The sequence below is a fragment of the Ruegeria sp. BI11 genome (assembly GCF_056538005.1).
The window spans coordinates 15102-33464 of sequence record NZ_JBQFSM010000005.1 but is presented as its reverse complement, the minus strand read 5'-3'; the positions used below and the strand labels follow the sequence as shown (position 1 = coordinate 33464).

Sequence of the window (18363 nt, the reverse complement as noted above, 5' to 3'; positions counted from 1 at the left end):
ATAAAATATTTTAACTTGAAGGGATGGGCGACTCGGTCTAGCGTTTCAGGTATTCAGACGGACGAAGGGAAGGGTGGCGATGCGCATTGCTTGCCTCGGTGGCGGACCGGCGGGTCTTTATTTCGGGATTTCGATGAAGCTTCGAAATCCGAGGGCCGAGGTTGAGGTGATCGAACGCAACCGATCAGATGATACCTTCGGCTGGGGTGTCGTCCTGTCCGATGAAACGCTGGACAATCTGGCGTCCAACGATCCGATCAGCGCTGAGAGAATTCGGGAACAGTTTGCCTATTGGGATGATGTGGCGTTGGTTCACAAGGGCCAGCGCACTGTGTCTGGCGGGCACGGGTTCTGCGGCATCGGGCGCAAGCAGCTGCTGTTGATCCTGCAGGCTCGCGCCCGCGAATTGGATGTGAAAATGCGGTTTGAAACCGAAGCGGCAACAGCCTCGGACTACATGGCTGACTATGACATCGTGATTGCGTCGGATGGCCTGAATTCGAAAACCCGCACCGAGTTTTCGGATGTCTTCAAACCCGAAATCGACCAGCGCCTGTGTCAGTTCGTCTGGCTGGGCACGCATCAGAAATTCGACGATGCCTTTACCTTTATATTCGAGAAAACCGACAAAGGCTGGGTCTGGGCCCATGCTTATCAATTCGACCCCAACACCGCGACTTTCATCGTCGAATGCACGCAAGAGACATTCGACACTTACGGTTTTGCGGATATGAGCCAACAGGAATCCATCGCCGTCTGCGAAGACATCTTCAAGGACCATCTGGGTGGTCACGCCCTGATGACCAATGCCAACCATATACGTGGTTCAGCCTGGCTGCGGTTTCCGCGTGTGTTGTGCGAGAAGTGGAACCACAAGAACGTAGTCCTGCTGGGGGATGCAGCCGCCACGGCGCATTTCTCGATCGGGTCGGGCACCAAATTGGCGTTGGAAAGTGCGATTGCGCTGGCCGAGTATATCCACACCGAAGACACGCTTGAGGCCGCCTTTGCCCGTTATGAAGACGAACGGCGACTCGAAGTGTTGCGGCTGCAATCGGCGGCACGGAACTCGGTCGAATGGTTCGAGGATGTAGAACGCTATCTGGATTTGGATTCCGTGCAGCTGAACTATTCCATGCTGACCCGGTCACAACGGATCAGCCATGAAAACCTGCGTGAACGCGATGCAGAATGGCTGGGTCGGGCCGAGGTCTGGTTCATGGCCCAAGCCGGGGTCGAGATCAACGCTCCCGCCCGCGCACCCATGTTCGCTCCGTTCCGCCTGCGTGGGATGGAGTTGAAGAACCGGATCGTGGTCTCACCCATGGCACAATACAAGGCCGTGGATGGCTGCCCGACCGACTGGCATCTGATCCACTATGGTGAGCGCGCCAAGGGCGGGGCAGGGTTGGTCTATACCGAAATGACCTGCGTCAGTGCCGATGGTCGTATCTCGCCGGGCTGTCCCGGTCTGTATACGCCCGAGCACGAAGTAGCATGGCGTCGCCTGACCGATTTTGTTCACGCCGAAACCGAGGCCAAAATATGCTGCCAGATTGGTCATGCCGGGCGCAAAGGATCGACGCGCATCGGCTGGGAGGGCATGGATCAGCCGTTGGAGGATGGCAACTGGCCTCTGATATCCGCCTCTGCCATCGCGTGGTCAGACGAAAATGCCATGCCCAAGGCAATGGACCGGGCGGATATGGATCGCGTCACCGCCGATTTCGTAGCAGCCACCCAGATGGCTGATCGCGCCGGGTTCGACATGATCGAACTGCACGCGGCGCATGGCTATCTGATCTCGTCTTTTATCTCTCCGCTATCGAACACGCGGGATGATGAATACGGCGGCAGTCTGGAAAACCGCATGCGTTACCCGCTTGAGGTGTTTGCGGCCATGCGCGCGGTCTGGCCCGAAGCCAAACCGATGTCGGTGCGCATCTCGGCCAGTGACTGGGCGGGCGAAAACGGCATTACCCCGGAAGAGGCCGTTGAGATCGCAGCGATGTTCGATGCGTCGGGGGCGGATATTGTGGATGTTTCTGCTGGTCAGACTTCGATACAGGCGCAGCCAGTTTATGGACGGATGTTTCAGGCCCCGTTCTCGGACCGTATCCGCAATGAACGCGGCATCAAGACAATGGCTGTTGGGAATATCTACGAAGCCGACCATGTCAATTCCATCCTGATGGCCGGGCGTGCCGATCTGGTCTGTCTGGCCAGACCGCATTTGAATGACCCTTATTGGACATTGCACGCTGCCACCGCGCTGGGCGACCGGCAGGAGGTCTGGCCGAAGCCCTATGAGGCCGGGCGGGATCAGGCCTGGCGCCTGGCCGACCGCGACGCAGAAATGGCGGGTAAGGTATGAGCCACGTGGTCATATCCGGCGGCGGCACCGGGGTAGGTGCGGAGATTGCGAAGGCGTTTGCTGAAGATGGCGTGGCGGTCACTCTTTTGGGTCGGACCGAGGCCACCTTGCAGCAGCAGGGACTGCCTTTCGAAGTCTGCGATGTGACCGACACAACTCAGGTGCAATCGGCTTTTGAGGCTGCCCGCGCCCAACGCGGCCCGGTTACGGCGGTCATCGCCAATGCAGGCGTGGCGCATTCGGTGCCGTTTTCCAAAATGACGGCGGATGACCTGCGCGGCATGACCGAGGTCAACTTAATCGGTGTGTTTAACGTCTGGCAGGCCGGGCTGGCAGACATGCAGTCGGCAGGCGCAGGGCGTCTGGTCGCCATCGCCTCAACCGCCGGGTTGAAAGGCTATCCTTATGTCGCGGGCTATTGCGCCGCGAAGCATGGGGTTGTGGGCCTGACCCGCGCGCTGGCTGTTGAACTGGCCCCGACCGGGATCACCGTCAATGCTGTATGCCCCGGTTTTATCGATACGCCGATGCTGGAGCGTTCGATCGCAAACATCGTCGAAAAGACGGGGATGAGTACCGAAGACGCCGCCACCTCACTGCACCGGGGCAACCCTCAACGCCGGTTTATCGAGACGGACGAAGTCGCCAGCGCGGTGAAGTGGCTGTGCTCGGACGCTGCGAAATCTGTGAACGGTCACACGCTCAGCCTTTCCGGAGGTGAAGTATGACCCCGACACTTGCGCAATCCCCGCTCGAAGATGCCTCGAAAGAACGGCTGCGTCTATGGTTGCGTCTGTTGAAAACCACCCGCGGTATCGAGGCCAAGCTGCGTGAGAATTTCAGGGCCGAGTTCGACACGACCTTACCCCGGTTCGACGTGATGGCCGCCCTGTCGCGCTATGACGATGGCCTGAAAATGAGCGAGATTTCCGGCGTTTTGCGTGTCTCCAATGGCAATGTGACAGGTATCGTGGATCGGCTAGCCGATGATGGGTTGTTGGTGCGGGTGCCGGTGCCAGGGGATCGCCGTGCCCATCGTGTGTGCATGACCCGGAAGGGTCGCGCAGAATTCGCCCGTCAGGCCGCAGCACATGAGGCTTGGATCGCTGATTTGTTGGGCAAGTTCTCAGCCGAGGATGCAAGGACGCTCACCACCGAATTCAGTCTGCCGGAGGACACCAATGACCAATAACGTCAAACATTTCCGGTGTGAGGTGAAGGACCGCATCGCCACCGTCAGTCTGAACCGGCCTGACCGGAAAAACCCGCTGACCTTCGAAAGCTATGCGGAACTGCGCGACTGGTTTCGCGATCTGGTCTATGTCGATGATGTGGACGCCGTGGTCTTTGCGTCCAATGGCGGCAATTTTAGCTCGGGCGGGGATGTGCATGACATCATCGGCCCGCTGACGCGCATGAATATGAAAGAGCTGCTGAACTTCACTCGCATGACCGGAGATCTAGTCAAGGCGATGGTGAATTGCGGCAAGCCGGTGATTGCAGCGGTGGACGGTGTGTGCGTGGGGGCCGGGGCAATCATCGCCATGGCGTCCGATCTGCGGATCGCCACACCACAGGCGAAATGCGCCTTTCTGTTCACGCGGGTCGGGTTGGCTGGCTGTGACATGGGCGCCTGCGCCATCCTGCCTCGGATCATCGGGCAGGGACGGGCGGCGGAACTGCTCTATACCGGACGGTCCATGGGCGCAGAAGAAGGCCTTGCCTGGGGGTTCTACAACAGCATGGTTGAGGCGGATCAGCTTGAGGACGCGGCGCAGGACATGGCCCGGCGTATCGCTGCGGGGCCAAATTTCGCGCATATGATGACCAAAACCATGTTGGCGCAGGAATGGTCCATGTCGATCGAACAGGCCATCGAGGCCGAGGCACAAGCGCAGGCCATCTGCATGCAGACCGGCGATTTTGAACGCGCCTACAACGCTTTTGTCGCCAAAGAGAAACCAGAGTTCGAGGGGGATTGATGGCAGATCGCAGCTTCCTGTCCTGGCCATTTTTTGAGCCGCGCCACCGCGACTGGGCCGCGCGGGTCGAAGTGGTCGCACAGGGGCTAACTGTCGACCACTCGGACACGGATGCCGCCTGTCGCGCGCTGGTGCGTGAATTAGGCGAGGCGGGGTTGCTGCAGCCCACCGCGAAGGAGAGCGGCCAGCTGGATGTGCGGACCTTGTGCATGACCCGGGAAATCCTTGCGCGGCATGATGGGTTAGCTGATTTTTCCTTTGCCATGCAGGGTCTTGGCACTGGTGCGATTTCCCTGTTCGGTTCACCCCAGCAAAAGGCCGCATGGTTGCCGAAAACGCGCAGCGGGCAGGCGATCTCGGCCTTTGCGCTGACCGAGCCGCAGTCCGGATCGGATGTGGCAAATTCCACCATGACCGCGACACGTGATGGCGATCACTACGTTCTGAACGGCGAAAAGACGTGGATATCGAACGGGGGCATTGCTGACGTCTACACCCTGTTCGCACGCACCGGCGAAGCGCCGGGTGCCAAAGGGTTGTCTGCGTTCATCGTGACTCCCGATCAGCCGGGTTTTGATGTCGTCGAACGGTTGCACACTATTGCCCCGCATCCGCTGGCGACGCTTCGCTTCTCTGATATGCGCGTTCCGACATCGGCGATGATCGGCGCGCCCGGTGCCGGGTTCAAGATCGCCATGTCGGTGCTGGATTTGTTTCGTTCGACCGTTGCCGCGGCTGCATTGGGTTTCGCCCGGCGCGCGCTGGATGAAGCGTTGACGCGGGTCAGTGTCCGCTATGTCCAAGGCGCGCCGCTGTTCGATTTGCAGATGGTGCAGGGTCACATCGCCGATATGGCGCTGGACGTCGATGCGGCGGCTCTGCTGGTCTACCGCGCCGCCTGGACCAAAGACAGCGGCGCGCCGCGCATCACGCGTGAGGCCGCGATGGCCAAGCTCTTCGCCACCGACCACGCGCAGCAGGTCGTCGACAAGGCAGTGCAGTTGTTCGGCGGCGACGGTGTTCGTTCTGGCTCGTCGGTCGAAACGCTCTATCGCGAAATCCGCGCGTTGCGCATCTACGAGGGTGCCTCGGATGTTCAGAAAGTGGTCATCGCCCGTCAGGCAATGGCCGAGCACAGGAAGGGTAAGTGATGTTGGGACCGTCCGCGCATACGGATACGTTTAGCCGCGATAACCTGCCGCCCGAGGAACAGTGGCCCGATTTCCTGTTGGACGGGTTCGAATATCCCGACCGCCTGAACGCGGCCTATGAACTGACTGATGCAATGGTCGACAAAGGGTTCGGCGACAACATCGCCCTGATCGGAAACGGGCGGCAGCGGACTTACAAAGAGCTGACAGACTGGACCAACCGGTTGGCGCATGTGCTGGTCGAAGATCTGGGTGTGCAGCCCGGCAACCGCGTGCTGATCCGGTCGGCAAACAACCCAGCGATGGTGGCCTGCTGGCTGGCCGCGACCAAGGCTGGGGCCGTAGTTGTCAACACCATGCCCATGCTGCGGGCGGGAGAACTGACGAAGCATGTGGACAAGGCCGAGATTCAGTTTGCCCTCTGCGACACGCGTTTGATGGAGGAAATGGAGGCTTGCGCCGAAGACAGCCGTTTTCTGCAACGTGTTGTGGGGTTCGACGGCACCTCGAACCACGATGCTGAACTTGATCGGTTGGCGTTGGAAAAACCAGTGCAGTTCGATTGCGTGCAAACGGGCCGCGATGACGTTGCCCTGCTGGGCTTCACCTCGGGCTCGACCGGAGAGCCCAAGGCAACGATGCACTTCCACCGTGATCTGTTGATCATCGCTGACGGCTATGCGCGCGAAGTTCTGAACGTGCAGCCTGAGGATGTTTTTGTCGGCTCCCCTCCGCTGGCATTCACGTTCGGGCTGGGTGGTCTGGCGGTGTTTCCATTGCGGTTCGGTGCCACGGCGACCTTGTTGGAGCAAGCCTCGCCCCCCGGCATGATCGAGATCATCGAGAAATACAAAGCCACCGTCTGTTTCACCGCGCCAACCGCCTATCGCGTTATGTTGCAGGCGATGGAGGATGGGGCCGATCTGTCCAGCCTGCGCGCTGCCGTGTCGGCGGGAGAGACGTTGCCCAAACCCGTCTATGACGACTGGATGGAACGCACAGGCAAGCCGATGCTTGATGGCATCGGGGCCACGGAATTGCTGCACATCTTTATCTCGAACCGGTTCGACGATCACCGGCCTGCTTGCACCGGGCGGCCAGTCAAAGGGTACAAAGCGAAGGTTTTGAACCGCGACGGGACTGAGGCCAAAATGGGCGACATCGGTCGGTTGGCGGTGCGAGGCCCGACCGGCTGTCGGTATCTGAATGACGACCGGCAAAAGAACTATGTAATCGACGGCTGGAACATCACTGGCGACAGCTTTTATCAAGACGCCAACGGACATTTCCATTTCGCGGCTCGCAATGACGATATGATCGTTTCCGCCGGGTACAATATCGCCGGCCCCGAGGTCGAGGCCGCGCTGTTGTCGCACGAGGCCGTGCTGGAATGCGCCGTAATCGGTGCTCCGGACCCGGACCGGGGCGAAATTGTCGAGGCGTATGTCGTTCTGATCGAAGGCGTGGAGGCCGATGACGCCTTGTGCGAGGCGTTGCAAACCCACGTCAAATCCGTCATTGCGCCCTACAAATACCCACGCTCGATCCTTTTCTGCGATGCGCTGCCCAAGACGGCGACGGGAAAAATTCAGCGCTTCAGGTTGAAATCCCCCTCGACGAACGGGGCGTGATCGGTGTGAATAGCGACATAACAAAAAAGAACGCCCTGTCAGGGGCATAGGCTGAACGCGGGGAAGGCAGATCTAAGTTGCGTTCAAAAGACCAACGAAGGGAGATGAAGATGAAAAAGTTTCTAGCGGCCGCTGCGGTTTCCGCGCTGTGCGCCACCGGCGCACTGGCCGAGGTCAAGGTTGGGATGATCACCACGCTGTCCGGAGGTGGTGCCGGGTTGGGCATCGACGTGCGGGATGGGTTCATGCTGGCCATCGCGCAATCGGGCCGAGACGATATCGAGGTTGTCATCGAAGATGACCAGCGCAAGCCAGACATCGCCGTGCAGTTGTCCGACAAGATGATCCAGTCCGAACGGGTCGATGTGATGACCGGGATCATCTGGTCCAACCTTGCCATGGCGGTTGTGCCAGCGGCAGTAAATCAGAACGTGTTCTATCTGTCGCCCAATGCGGGCCCATCGCCCTTGGCCGGGAAAGGCTGTCACCAGAACTATTTCAATGTCGCCTGGCAGAACGATAACCTGCACGAGGCCGCCGGGGCCTATGCCAATGGTGCGGGCTATAAGAACAGCTTCATTCTTGCCCCGAACTATCCGGCTGGCGTGGATGCCTTGACTGGCTATAAGCGGTTCTTTGAAGGTGACTTGGCCGGTGAAATTTATACCGAGCTTGGGCAAACCGACTATGCCGCCGAGATCGCCCAAATTCGGGCCAGCGATGCAGACAGCGTGTTCTTTTTCCTGCCCGGCGGCATGGGGATTTCCTTCCTTAAGCAATATGCCGACAGCGGCATTGACCTGCCCGTAGTCGGCCCGGCCTTCAGCTTTGATCAGGGCATCCTGCAGGCGGTTGGCGATGCGGCGCTGGGCGTTGTGAACACCTCGCAATGGAACAAGGATATCGACAACCCGACCAACGCGGCCTTTGTGGAAAGCTTCCGGGCGGAATACGGACGTCTGCCCTCGCTCTATGCCAGCCAGGGGTTCGACACCGCCAACCTGCTGCTGTCAGCGCTGGATAAAGCCGACCCGTCGGATGCCGATGCCTTCCGCGAGGCGCTGCGGGCCGCCGAGTTTGACAGCACCCGTGGTGATTTCAGCTTTGGCGCAAACCACCATCCGGTTCAGACGATCTATGCGCGCGAAGTGATCAAGGAAGGTGACGTATTCACCAACAAAATCCTCGGCGTTGCGCTTGAAAACCACTCTGACGCTTACGCGGCCGAGTGCAAAATGTAATTGACCATCTGCCTGCCCCCGATTGCGGGGCGGGCAGGCCACCGGAGTTCCCATGTCCTCGATCCTGATTATCGAGCAGATCCTTAACGGGCTGCAGTTCGGTGTGATGCTGTTCCTGATGGCGGCTGGCCTGACGCTGATTTTCGGCGTGATGGGGCTGATCAATCTGGCCCACGGTTCGCTTTACATGGTGGGGGCCTTTGCCGCCGCTGCCGTTGCAGGGGCCACCGGGTCTTTCCTGTTGGCATTGGTCGCCGCCCTGGCTGCGGCGGCATTGGCAGGGGCGATTGTCGAGATGGTCGTAATCCGACGATTGTATAACGCGCCGCATCTGGATCAGGTGCTGGCCACCTTCGCGCTGATCCTAATCTTTTCCGAAGGAACACGCTGGGTTTTTGGCTCTTTTCCACTGTTTTTGGACATTCCCGACGCGCTGTCGGGGCCAGTGACTTTGCCCGGCGGTATCGAATACCCGCTCTATCGCCTGACTCTGATCGGCATCGGGCTGGCCGTGGCGGTGGGGCTTTGGGCGCTGATCGAACGCACCCGATTAGGTATCCAAATTCGCGCCGGTGAGAATGATCGCGAGATGATTGCAGCATTGGGCGTAGATATCTCGAAGCTCTACACGCTGGTCTTTGCGCTGGGCGCGGCGCTGGCCGGGTTGGCGGGTGCTCTGGTTGGTGCGATCCAATCGGTTCAGGTCGGGATGGGAGAGCCGGTGCTGATCCTGGCCTTTGTGGTCATCGTCATAGGCGGTATCGGTTCAGTTCGTGGTGCCTTTATCGGTGCGCTGCTTGTCGGGTTGACCGATACCTTGGGCGGGGTGTTCCTGCCCGAATTGTTCAAGCTTTTCATGGACAATGGCGCGGCGCAGAAAAGCGGCTCGGCGCTGGCCTCGATGGGGATATACGTGCTGATGGGGCTGGTGCTTATCTGGCGGCCTACAGGTCTGTTCGGAGCACGCGCATGAGGCTGAATGAGAAATACCTCAACGCGCTGATGATCGCGGGTCTGCTGGCGCTGCCGCTTTGGGCCGTTATGGCAGATCAACCCTTTACGATCACGCTGGTGACGCGGGCGGTTATCCTCGCGCTGGCGGCGGTGGGGCTGAACATCATCCTTGGGATCGGCGGCATGGTCAGCTTCGGCCACGCGGTATTTTTCGGGATCGGTGGCTATGCAATGGGCATACTTGCCTATCACGCACAGACTTACACGGCGCTTGATCTGAGCCTGTTCACCACCTACGGCACTAAGTCTATGCCAGTGATCTGGCTGGTGGCGATGATCCTGTCCGGATTGGTGGCGTACTTTATCGGGCTGCTGTCGCTGCGCACGTCCGGCGTGTATTTCATCATGATTACGCTCGCTTTTGGGCAGATGTTTTTCTACTTTGCGATTTCCTGGGCGCAGTATGGTGGCGAGGATGGGCTGTCGATCTATGTCCGCAATAACTTCCCCGGCCTGAACACGCTGGCGCCGATCCAGTTCTATGGCATCTGTTTCACGCTGCTTTGTGTGGTGCTGTTTTTGTTTGCCCGCCTTCAAGCCTCGCCCTTCGGATTGGCGCTGAATGCGGCGCGCCAGACACCCACTCGGGTCGAGACCGTGGGCCTGAATCCGATGCGGTTGAAGCTGCTGGCCTTTGTTCTTTCGGGCGCGATTACCGGGCTGGCGGGCGCGTTGTTTGCAGACCTGAATCGCTTTGTCTCACCTACGATGTTCAGTTGGCAATTGTCGGGTGAGTTGATCGTGCTGATCATCATCGGCGGGGTTGGGCGCCTGATGGGACCGGTGATCGGGGCCTGTGTCTTTGTGGCGCTGGAACACTTCTTGGGCGAGTTGACCGATTTCTGGCACGTCTATCTCGGCGTGGTCCTGTTGTGCATCGTGCTGTTCGGGCGTGGGGGACTGATCGGATTGCTGACCGGGAAAGAGGGCGCTCATGTCTGAACCTGTCCTTGCCACGCTGAACCTGAACAAAAGCTTTGGCGCGCTCAAGGCCACGGACGATGTGTCGATTGACCTGAAACCCGGGGAAATTCACGCGATAATCGGCCCCAACGGCGCGGGCAAATCGACGCTGATCCAACAAATTTGCGGTGGTTTGCAACCGGATTCCGGGCGGGTTCTGCTGAACGGTCAGGATGTATCGGGGCATAGCACGCAGGCACGGGCGCGGGCCGGGCTGGGGCGCACCTTTCAGATTTCGCAACTGTGCATGGAAGACACCGTTTTGGAAAACGCCGTGCTGGGCGCGATGGGGGCCGAGCATATGGCCTGGCGGTTCTGGCGCCCCGCCTTGAAACGGCCCTCGCTGCGCGATCGGGCCGAAGCGGCACTGGAACGCGTTGGCCTTAGCGACGACCGCGATACGCGCTGTGCCAACCTCAGCCATGGTCAGCGGCGGCAGTTGGAGGTTGCTGTAGCGCTGACCTTGTCGCCAAAAGCCTTCGTAATGGACGAGCCAATGGCCGGGCTTGGTGCCGGTGGATCGAAACGACTGACGGGTTTTCTTGACGGGCTGCGGCAGGAAGCACCCATTCTACTGGTCGAGCATGACATGGACGCGGTCTTTGCGCTGGCCGACCGGATCAGCGTGCTGGTGTATGGCAAGGTCATCGCCACCGGTACAGCAGACGAAATCCGCACCAGCCGCGAAGTACGCGATGCCTATCTGGGGGATGAAGTATGACCCTGCTGCGGATCGAAAACCTCAGCGCCTCTTACGGTGTCAGTCAGGCCCTGTTTGGTGTGAATCTTGAGATTGCACAGGATGAGGTCACGGCCCTGATGGGGCGCAACGGGATGGGTAAGACGACCACAGTAAAGGCCATTTGCCGGATGATCCGGTCAAACGGCACGCTGACGCTGGACGGTCAGGACCTGCACGCGCTGCCCAGTTATAAGGTCGCCCGCAAGGGGGTGGGTTTGGTGCCGGAAGGCCGCCGCTGTTTTGCCGATCTGACTGTGCGCGAAAACCTGATTGCGGCGGCACGCCCGGGGAACTGGACCCTGCGCAGCGTGACCGAGTTGTTTCCCCGGCTGGGTGAACGGCTAGGCCAACGGGCGGTTTCCCTGTCGGGGGGCGAGCAGCAGATGCTGGCGATTGGCCGCGCGCTAATGACCAACCCGCGACTGTTAATCTTGGATGAGGCGACCGAGGGGCTTGCCCCAATCGTTCGGCAGGAGATCTGGGCTGCGCTGCACCGCCTTCGGCAAGAGACCAACGTGGCGATCCTGCTGATCGACAAATCGTTAAAGGAACTGGCAGGGGTTTCCGACAAGGCGGTCATTCTTGAACGGGGGCGCACAGTATGGTCCGGTGCGATCACCGACCTGACCCCCGAAATTTCCGAGAAATACGTGGGGGTCTGATGGCGTTTGAGTTTCATCAAAAGGTGCTGTTCAAACATTGCGACCCCGCCGGGATCGTGTTCTTTCCGCGCTATTTTGAGATGATCAACGATTGCGTCGAGGCGTTCTTTGATCAGGGCCTGAACGCGCCATTCCACGATCTCCACCGCGCAGGTGCTGTGCCGACCGCGCAAATCGAAACTCAGTTTCCCGCGCCCAGCCGCCATGGCGATAAACTGATTTTTCAACTTGAAATCACACGGATCGGCAACAGTTCGGCCGCGTACACAATGACCGCCCGCTGCGAAGACGAGGTGCGGCTGACGACCAAGGCGACATTGGTTCACGTCAACGCAGACGGGCACCCCGAGCCCTGGCCGGAAACCATCCGCAGCAAGCTAGAAACATTCAGAGGGGACGCGACATGAGCCACAAGATCATTCAGCCCGACGGTTGGCTTCCGGCCAAAGGCTATGCGAACGGCGTTCTGACCAAAGACGGGACCTTGCATATTGGCGGGCAGATCGGATGGGACGCGAACAAGGAATTTGTCAGCGGGGGTTTTATCGGTCAGATGAAGCAGGCCCTGCGAAACATCGTGGACATTGTCGAAGCAGCAGGCGGTGAGGTGGGTGACGTGACCCGGCTGACCTGGTTTGTCACCGACAAGAGCGAATATCTGGCCAGTCAAGCCGAGGTTGGTGCAGCCTACCGCGAGGTGTTTGGCCGACACTTCCCTGCCATGTCGATGATCATCGTTGCCGGGCTGGTCGAGGACGAAGCCGTGGTGGAAATTGAGGCCACGGCACATTTGTCGTGACCTCCGGATGATCGGTGACGTCTAAAGATGACGCCCTCAGAACCTGTAGGTGGCACCAATCAGGGGGCCGGATTGGTCGAATTCGTAATCATTGCCGTCAATCTCATGGTCGAATGAAATATATCGGTATCCACCCCGCAGCACCCACCTGTCGTTGATGATGTAATCGGCGGTCAGCAGAACCGACCAAGTCTGACTGCCGCTGCGAAATCCTCCGTAGTCCACATAGGCCGTGCTGGTCCATGAATCGGACAGCGTGAACCGCGCCCTGAGCCCGACGACCGGGTCGACCCAGCTTTCGTCAGCGGTAGAGGTGAACGGGGGGCCGCCGACAGGTGTCAGTGAGAAATCAGTGTCCGTGCTGTACCACCTGAAACCGCCCGCAAGGTCTACATTGACGGTTGGATCACTGCGTATCCGATACCCAAGCAGCGCTGTAAGAAACTGTGTCTTGACCGAGGTTTCAAGGTCTCCGCCGCCGGGTCCGGTATCACCAAAGGACAGGTTGGTATAGTTATAGTCGGCCAGAACGCTCCATTGCCCGTTTGTTGCCGCCAGCGCACCCATGAAGGCAAAGTCAAGGTTTTCCAGCGCGTCTGTAAAACTAAGTGTCCCGTCGAGCGTGCCCCTAGGGGTTTCAATGCTGGTCTCCGTCTCGGGCATGTACAGGTAGATCGTGGCCTCATAAGACCAATTAGATTGCTGCGCCGAAGCTGTTGTCGCCGCGGATGCCAGCACGGCTGCCGTGACGGTGCCAATCTTTGTTATTCCTGTTGGTGCCATTTTGTCCCTCCCTTATTTGTTGCCAGTAATTGGCGGTCCCTGAAATGAGACCTACGCGGCGACGTCTTCAGAATTCTTTACGTCCGAGCCTGCGCGATTAATGTCGGTGTTCGGGAAAAACTCGGACCAGACATGCCAGAAGACCCCGGCGCGCAGGGTTTCCACCCGTTGTAACTGGTCCTGATCCGACATGCCCCAGAAATCGCAATGGGCAACGGGTTGACCGCTGTCATTGTACCACACGCCCAGGCTTTCGTATTTCGGGTCCAGACTGACAACGACGTCGCGCCCGCCGACGGTGGCGTTGACGATCCAGTTGTTGTCGACGACGAAATCATCCGTCCAGCAGACGGCGTCTTTGCCGACGGTGATCCCCCAGACATAGGTCTTGTTGGGCAGCCGGTCGTCCGAGCGGTCCATGTTATCCATCACTGGGGCGTCTTCCTGATGCTGACGACCGATGCCCCAGCCAAAGGTGATCTCGGTCACCATGTCCAGCAGCCGCAGCAGGGGGTTGGGCGAAGGTTTGTTCAGAAAAACCTCACCGTCTGGAAAGGCCTTCTGGAACCCGCGAAATGTCATCCGGTAGGTCGGCCACGGCTTCATCTGCGCCTCAGGGCGCAGAGGGCAGGCCGGCCCGTCCGCGTTCGGGTCGCGGTCGGCCTCGCGGAAGCCATAGATATGCTGGATCGGCTCGCCGGATTCATTGTCGCGCAAGATCAGGTTGTTGCCGTGTTGGGCCAAAACCTCAAGGTCCAGCCGCTTACCTTCGATCCGGGGGGTATAGCCCTGCCCAAGATTGGCCATCGCGCAATAGGTCATTACCACATCTTCGCCGCCTAACCCGTCTACATCACCGGCCAGATGAGGCCGCATGATCTGCGCATCCGGGTGCGCGCGGGCATGGCCGTTGTGATCTATCACGATGACCGGCGCGGTGGGGCCCACATATTTGCGAGCCTCGCTGACGGGAAAGAAGGCCGCGTCGTTTACCTGATTGCGCAGGCCCAAATGCACCCAGACGTACGGAAACCCGTACAGAAACAGAACCAGCAACGCAGACAAGGCCCACAGCCAGAACGGCGCACCGCCCAGAATGAAATGCGCCAGCGTGGCGATGGCAAAGGCACCCAAACCGATGCCGATCAGGCGGTATTCATGGCGGATGAACCGCACCATGTTTTCGCGTTTTACCTTCAGCAACATTTGCGAGATGTCGCCCAGATCGCGGAAATAGACAAAGCCGATCCCAAGCGAGACGATCAAGCCAAGAGCAAAGAGGATGTTTCCGATCATGTGCGCCTCCTGATCCGCGTTACTGCTGTGGTGATGCGCGTTTGATCATGAACGCTTCGACGGCCTGTTGGGTTTCGGGGCGGATGTTTTCGATTCCCTCGTAGGGCACGCCATAGGCGGGCACGGTGTCGGGGAACTTCTCTTTACGTGCCATATGACGGCCCAGAATTCGTGAGAACTCTTGCCCTCCCCAGGCGCCAACCTCGGTCGAGACGGAATATTCCTCGCGCGTGTCCCGGTAGAGATCAAAGAACTTTGCCAGAATGGCGCTTTCTCCGGGCCCGGGTAGTTTCAGCTTTAGCTGGTCCTTCACGATCGCCTCAGGTTTGTTCACCGAATAGACGATGACGTGATCACGGCGAGATTTGGATTCATCGGCAAATAGCAAAGCAGCAGACTGGTCGACTCCATCCACCAGACGATCCCGCGGAATGTATTGATCGGCCCCGGCGAAACGCGACAGTGTCGTATAAAGATCCGAGACATGGATGATGCTGTTGAGCAACCCGTCAGCCTCGATCATACCGGGCCAGCGGATAAAGGCGTCGACGCGGATGCCGCCCTCGGTGGTGTCACCTTTGCCCCCCGCATAGATCAGCGGAGTGAACCCGGATTGCGGCGCGTATTTGGTGAAATGGCCATTGTCACCCATCACCACAACCACGGTATTTTCCGTCAGCCCCAGCTCTTCCAGCCGCGCGAACAAGTCACCCAGCCACTGATCCAGCAACTGCATCTTGTCCACATATAGACCACCGTTCACACTCTCTGGTCCAGACCGTCCGGCGCGGGTGTTGTCCAGCGGGATCATCGGCCAGTATTGCAGGAAAAACGGGTCGTCGCCGCCAGCCAGACGGTCCAGCTCTTCCAGCGTCTTGTCCTGAAACGCCTGGTTCATCTCGTCGTATTTCGCGGCGTTCCAGCGTTCGCCGGTTTCCATGCGGATTTCACGGATTGGACCGCCGGTTTCGCCTTCGATGACCGTCATCATCGCGGCAGAGTCCGGGCGGAACCAACCGTCCAGCGTATATTTGTCGTCATAGTCGCGGATCGCGACCGAGACCTGCTCTTTAATCGCGTCATCATTGAAGATGGTCAGCTGCCCCTGCTGATGGATGGCGTGCTGGGCATAGTCAAACCCCTGATTCATCGCCCAGCTTTCGGCGATATCGCCCATGTGCCATTTGCCGACATGACTGGTCGCATAGCCTGCCTGTTTCAGAACTTCGGCCAAGGTGACCTCGTTTTCCGGCAAACCAAACCCGGCGATGTCCACCGTCGTATCGCCCATACCCATGCGCACCGGTAACCGTCCGGTCATCTGCGCCACGCGGGTCGGCGTGCACGAAGGTTCCGTATACATACGCACCATCCGCATGGCCTGATCCGAAAAGTCGTTGATATTGGGCGTCCCATAACCCCGTACCGCGTTCAGTTCGGGGATGCCCATGTCGCCGAACCCCATATCGTCGATCAACACGCTGACAATGTTCGGAGGTTTGCCCCCATTACCCTCCATAAAGGCGGCAAGAGCTTCGTCGACTGCGGTGTCATCTTGCGCCCATTGCTCGGCGTGTTGGGCCTGCAGGATGTAGAACTCGGCGTCGTGTTGAATTGGATCTTCCTGTGCATTCGCCGATGCGGCAACCAAACCTGCGGACAGAATGATCGAGCATGTCAGTTTCATTCCTTACCCCCTAAAAACATGTGTGATGCAACCTGTGACCGAAGGCGCGGTATTCCTATCACATTGAAACATTACGATATCTGATGGCAAAATTCTACGGGTCAGCTTCATTGCCAGCTCATGAAAGTCTCACGCGCCAGTTCCGATTCCGGGCGCAGGTTTTCGATGCCTTCATAGGGCAGCCCGGTGCCAATCTCGGAATGCGGGTATTTTGCGATCATTTTCTGATGACGTTTGACCATGTCTTGAAATGATGCCCCGGCCCAAAGGGAATACCCGACTAAGGGATGTTGTTCGCGCGGGTCGCGGTAGATGTTGTAGGTCGGTGCCGCCGCGCCGGGCTGGCCGGGGGCGGGCAGATGCATCTTGAACTCTTGCTTGACCACGGACCGCAGCACCGGGCCTTCGTAGACGTAGACATAATCGCGCCGTCCGTGGCCCTCGCCGTTCAACAACAGGGCGGTTTGGTCGATGCCGTCAATCACACGGTCGCGCGGGATGTAATCGGTCGCCCCAGCGATCCGGGCCATTGTGGTGTAGATATCAGAGACGTGAAAGATATCGCCCGCCGCAGTGTCGGCCTCGATGACATTGGGCCAGCGGATAAAGGCATCGGTGCGCACGCCGCCCTCCAGATGCTGGGTCTTGCCGCCACGATAGATCAACTGGTTCAGGCCTGAAGTGCCTTCGTAGTGATACATCAGGCCATTATCGGCCATCAGAATCACAATCGTATTGTCGGACTTGCCGGTCTGTTCCAGCGCGTCCAGCAGATCACCAATCCAGCCGTCCAGCAGTTGTAGCTTGTCCGCGTGAAAGCCTCCGTTCCGCGAAATCGCCTGATCGGGATAGACAAAATTCAACGGGTACAGCGGCCAGTATTGCAGGAAGAAAGGCGCATCCTCAGCCGCGACGCGTTGCAATTGTTCCAGCGCCTGTTGCTGATAGCGCAGGTTCATGTCTTCGTATTTTGCCTGCGTCCAGACCTCGCCCGCCGCCATGTCGACTTCGCGTGCCGCGCCCCCGGCCTCGGCCTCGACACCGGTGACCAGACCGTAGGGCTTGAAACGCGCGTCCAGAAGGAACTGATCGTTCTGCCCTTCGGGAACATAACCGAGCATGGCATTGGCCCGCATCGCCTCGGGGGTCATGAGGCTCAGCTGGACTTGTTGATGCAAGGGGAAGGCAGCCCAGTCGAAACCCTGATTGTGCGGATAGGATTCTTCGATATCGCCCTGATGCCACTTGCCGACATGGGCGGTGTTATAGCCCGCCTGCTTCAGGATTTCCGGCAGAGTGACCTCAGAGGCCGGAAGACCCTCGCCCACAAGCGCAACCTTGACCTCTTCCACCCCGGCCCGCACCGGATGGCGGCCTGTCAGCATCGCCGTACGCGTCGGCGTGCAAGACGGTTCCGTGTACATCCGCATCAGCGACAGGCCTTCGGTCGCCAAATGATTGATGTTCGGCGTCTCGATCCCCATGACGTAGTTCATCTTGCGGTCGCCCATCTGACCGAAGCTCACGTCGTCGATCAGGATGTAGAGGAAATTGGGCGGCTGGCCGCCATTGGCTTCGCGGATTTCGGCAAGCCTGGCGTCAATTTCAGCATCCTGCGCGTCCCACTCTGCACCGAATTGAGCACGCAGATAATCGAACTCACCATCATGGATGATCGGAGCTTCCTGAGATAGCGCCGTGCCAGCGGTCAGGGTTAGCAGAGGCAGTAGGGTACGGAGTTTCATGATCAACCTTTCACTCATTCGGGCCGTCAGGTGCATGCAGCCGCTTTTCGATACTGTTGCGCAAATCCGAGACGCTTTCGGCCAGATCCGCCAGATAGCGGGCCTGTGCTCCGCCAACGAATTGCGGTGCTAGTGCCAACTCGTGAAACACCTCATGGTAGTCGGCGCAGATCTGATCGAATTCCTTGTCCTGAGCGCGCAAGGCCTGCAGTTGAAATGCCGTGCCGGGGAACTGTGCTGCAAAGAAGTCATCATCTGTCATAGGGACGGCATCCGCTGGATTCGCGATCCAA

18 protein-coding genes are annotated in these 18363 nt (G+C 59.0%); 13 read left to right on the top strand and 5 right to left on the bottom strand.

Features of this window, described 5'->3' with window-relative positions; all coding sequences use genetic code 11:
• The first annotated feature begins 79 nt into the window (after positions 1-79).
• From ACR0DT_RS12475 to ACR0DT_RS12415, 13 genes are all read left to right on the top strand, one after another.
• Positions 80-2374, top strand: a complete 2295-nt coding sequence (locus ACR0DT_RS12475) for a bifunctional salicylyl-CoA 5-hydroxylase/oxidoreductase (RefSeq protein ID WP_480711062.1) — start codon at positions 80-82, stop codon at positions 2372-2374.
• Positions 2371-3102, top strand: coding sequence for an SDR family NAD(P)-dependent oxidoreductase (locus ACR0DT_RS12470; protein WP_480711061.1), 732 nt, complete (start codon positions 2371-2373; stop codon positions 3100-3102). Before ACR0DT_RS12475 ends, ACR0DT_RS12470 begins: the two co-directional genes overlap by 4 nt.
• Entirely contained in the window at positions 3099-3566 is a 468-nt protein-coding gene (locus ACR0DT_RS12465; RefSeq protein WP_480711060.1) for a MarR family winged helix-turn-helix transcriptional regulator, read from the top strand. Before ACR0DT_RS12470 ends, ACR0DT_RS12465 begins: the two co-directional genes overlap by 4 nt.
• Entirely contained in the window at positions 3556-4356 is an 801-nt protein-coding gene (locus tag ACR0DT_RS12460; protein WP_480711059.1) for an enoyl-CoA hydratase family protein, read from the top strand. The genes ACR0DT_RS12465 and ACR0DT_RS12460 overlap by 11 nt, the downstream gene beginning before the upstream one ends.
• On the top strand, positions 4356-5507 hold the full coding sequence (locus tag ACR0DT_RS12455; protein ID WP_480711058.1) for an acyl-CoA dehydrogenase family protein: 1152 nt from the start codon (positions 4356-4358) through the stop codon (positions 5505-5507). Before ACR0DT_RS12460 ends, ACR0DT_RS12455 begins: the two co-directional genes overlap by 1 nt.
• Entirely contained in the window at positions 5507-7138 is a 1632-nt protein-coding gene (locus ACR0DT_RS12450) for an AMP-binding protein (RefSeq protein ID WP_480711057.1), read from the top strand. The genes ACR0DT_RS12455 and ACR0DT_RS12450 overlap by 1 nt, the downstream gene beginning before the upstream one ends.
• A gap of 110 nt (positions 7139-7248) precedes the next feature.
• A complete protein-coding gene (locus ACR0DT_RS12445) occupies positions 7249-8379 on the top strand; it encodes an ABC transporter substrate-binding protein (protein ID WP_480711056.1) in 1131 nt (376 codons plus the stop codon).
• A gap of 52 nt (positions 8380-8431) precedes the next feature.
• Positions 8432-9352, top strand: coding sequence for a branched-chain amino acid ABC transporter permease (locus ACR0DT_RS12440; RefSeq protein ID WP_170377956.1), 921 nt, complete (start codon positions 8432-8434; stop codon positions 9350-9352).
• Entirely contained in the window at positions 9349-10335 is a 987-nt protein-coding gene (locus ACR0DT_RS12435) for a branched-chain amino acid ABC transporter permease (RefSeq protein WP_480711055.1), read from the top strand. The genes ACR0DT_RS12440 and ACR0DT_RS12435 overlap by 4 nt, the downstream gene beginning before the upstream one ends.
• Positions 10328-11077, top strand: coding sequence for an ABC transporter ATP-binding protein (locus tag ACR0DT_RS12430; protein WP_480711054.1), 750 nt, complete (start codon positions 10328-10330; stop codon positions 11075-11077). The genes ACR0DT_RS12435 and ACR0DT_RS12430 overlap by 8 nt, the downstream gene beginning before the upstream one ends.
• Positions 11074-11760 carry an ABC transporter ATP-binding protein gene (locus ACR0DT_RS12425; RefSeq protein WP_480711053.1) on the top strand — a complete coding sequence of 229 codons (687 nt, stop codon included), beginning with the start codon at positions 11074-11076 and terminating at the stop codon, positions 11758-11760. Before ACR0DT_RS12430 ends, ACR0DT_RS12425 begins: the two co-directional genes overlap by 4 nt.
• Complete coding sequence (locus ACR0DT_RS12420; RefSeq protein WP_480711052.1) at positions 11760-12167, top strand: acyl-CoA thioesterase; 408 nt, start codon at positions 11760-11762, stop codon at positions 12165-12167. Before ACR0DT_RS12425 ends, ACR0DT_RS12420 begins: the two co-directional genes overlap by 1 nt.
• On the top strand, positions 12164-12559 hold the full coding sequence (locus ACR0DT_RS12415; RefSeq protein ID WP_480711051.1) for a RidA family protein: 396 nt from the start codon (positions 12164-12166) through the stop codon (positions 12557-12559). Before ACR0DT_RS12420 ends, ACR0DT_RS12415 begins: the two co-directional genes overlap by 4 nt.
• A gap of 36 nt (positions 12560-12595) precedes the next feature.
• On the opposite strand, the gene ACR0DT_RS12410 is transcribed toward ACR0DT_RS12415, so the two are convergent.
• The 5 genes from ACR0DT_RS12410 to ACR0DT_RS12390 all read right to left on the bottom strand — a co-directional run bounded on the left by ACR0DT_RS12410 (position 12596) and on the right by ACR0DT_RS12390 (position 18332).
• On the bottom strand, positions 12596-13342 hold the full coding sequence (locus tag ACR0DT_RS12410; RefSeq protein WP_480711050.1) for a porin family protein: 747 nt from the start codon (positions 13340-13342) through the stop codon (positions 12596-12598).
• A gap of 51 nt (positions 13343-13393) precedes the next feature.
• Positions 13394-14638, bottom strand: a complete 1245-nt coding sequence (locus ACR0DT_RS12405; protein ID WP_480711049.1) for a DUF3179 domain-containing (seleno)protein — start codon at positions 14636-14638, stop codon at positions 13394-13396.
• A gap of 19 nt (positions 14639-14657) precedes the next feature.
• Entirely contained in the window at positions 14658-16325 is a 1668-nt protein-coding gene (locus ACR0DT_RS12400) for a sulfatase-like hydrolase/transferase (protein WP_480711048.1), read from the bottom strand.
• A gap of 107 nt (positions 16326-16432) precedes the next feature.
• Positions 16433-18070 carry a sulfatase-like hydrolase/transferase gene (locus tag ACR0DT_RS12395; RefSeq protein WP_480711047.1) on the bottom strand — a complete coding sequence of 546 codons (1638 nt, stop codon included), beginning with the start codon at positions 18068-18070 and terminating at the stop codon, positions 16433-16435.
• Positions 18071-18080: 10 nt separating this feature from the next.
• Positions 18081-18332: a hypothetical protein gene (locus ACR0DT_RS12390; RefSeq protein ID WP_480711046.1), complete on the bottom strand. Its 252-nt coding sequence runs from the start codon at positions 18330-18332 to the stop codon at positions 18081-18083.
• Positions 18333-18363: the final 31 nt, after the last annotated feature.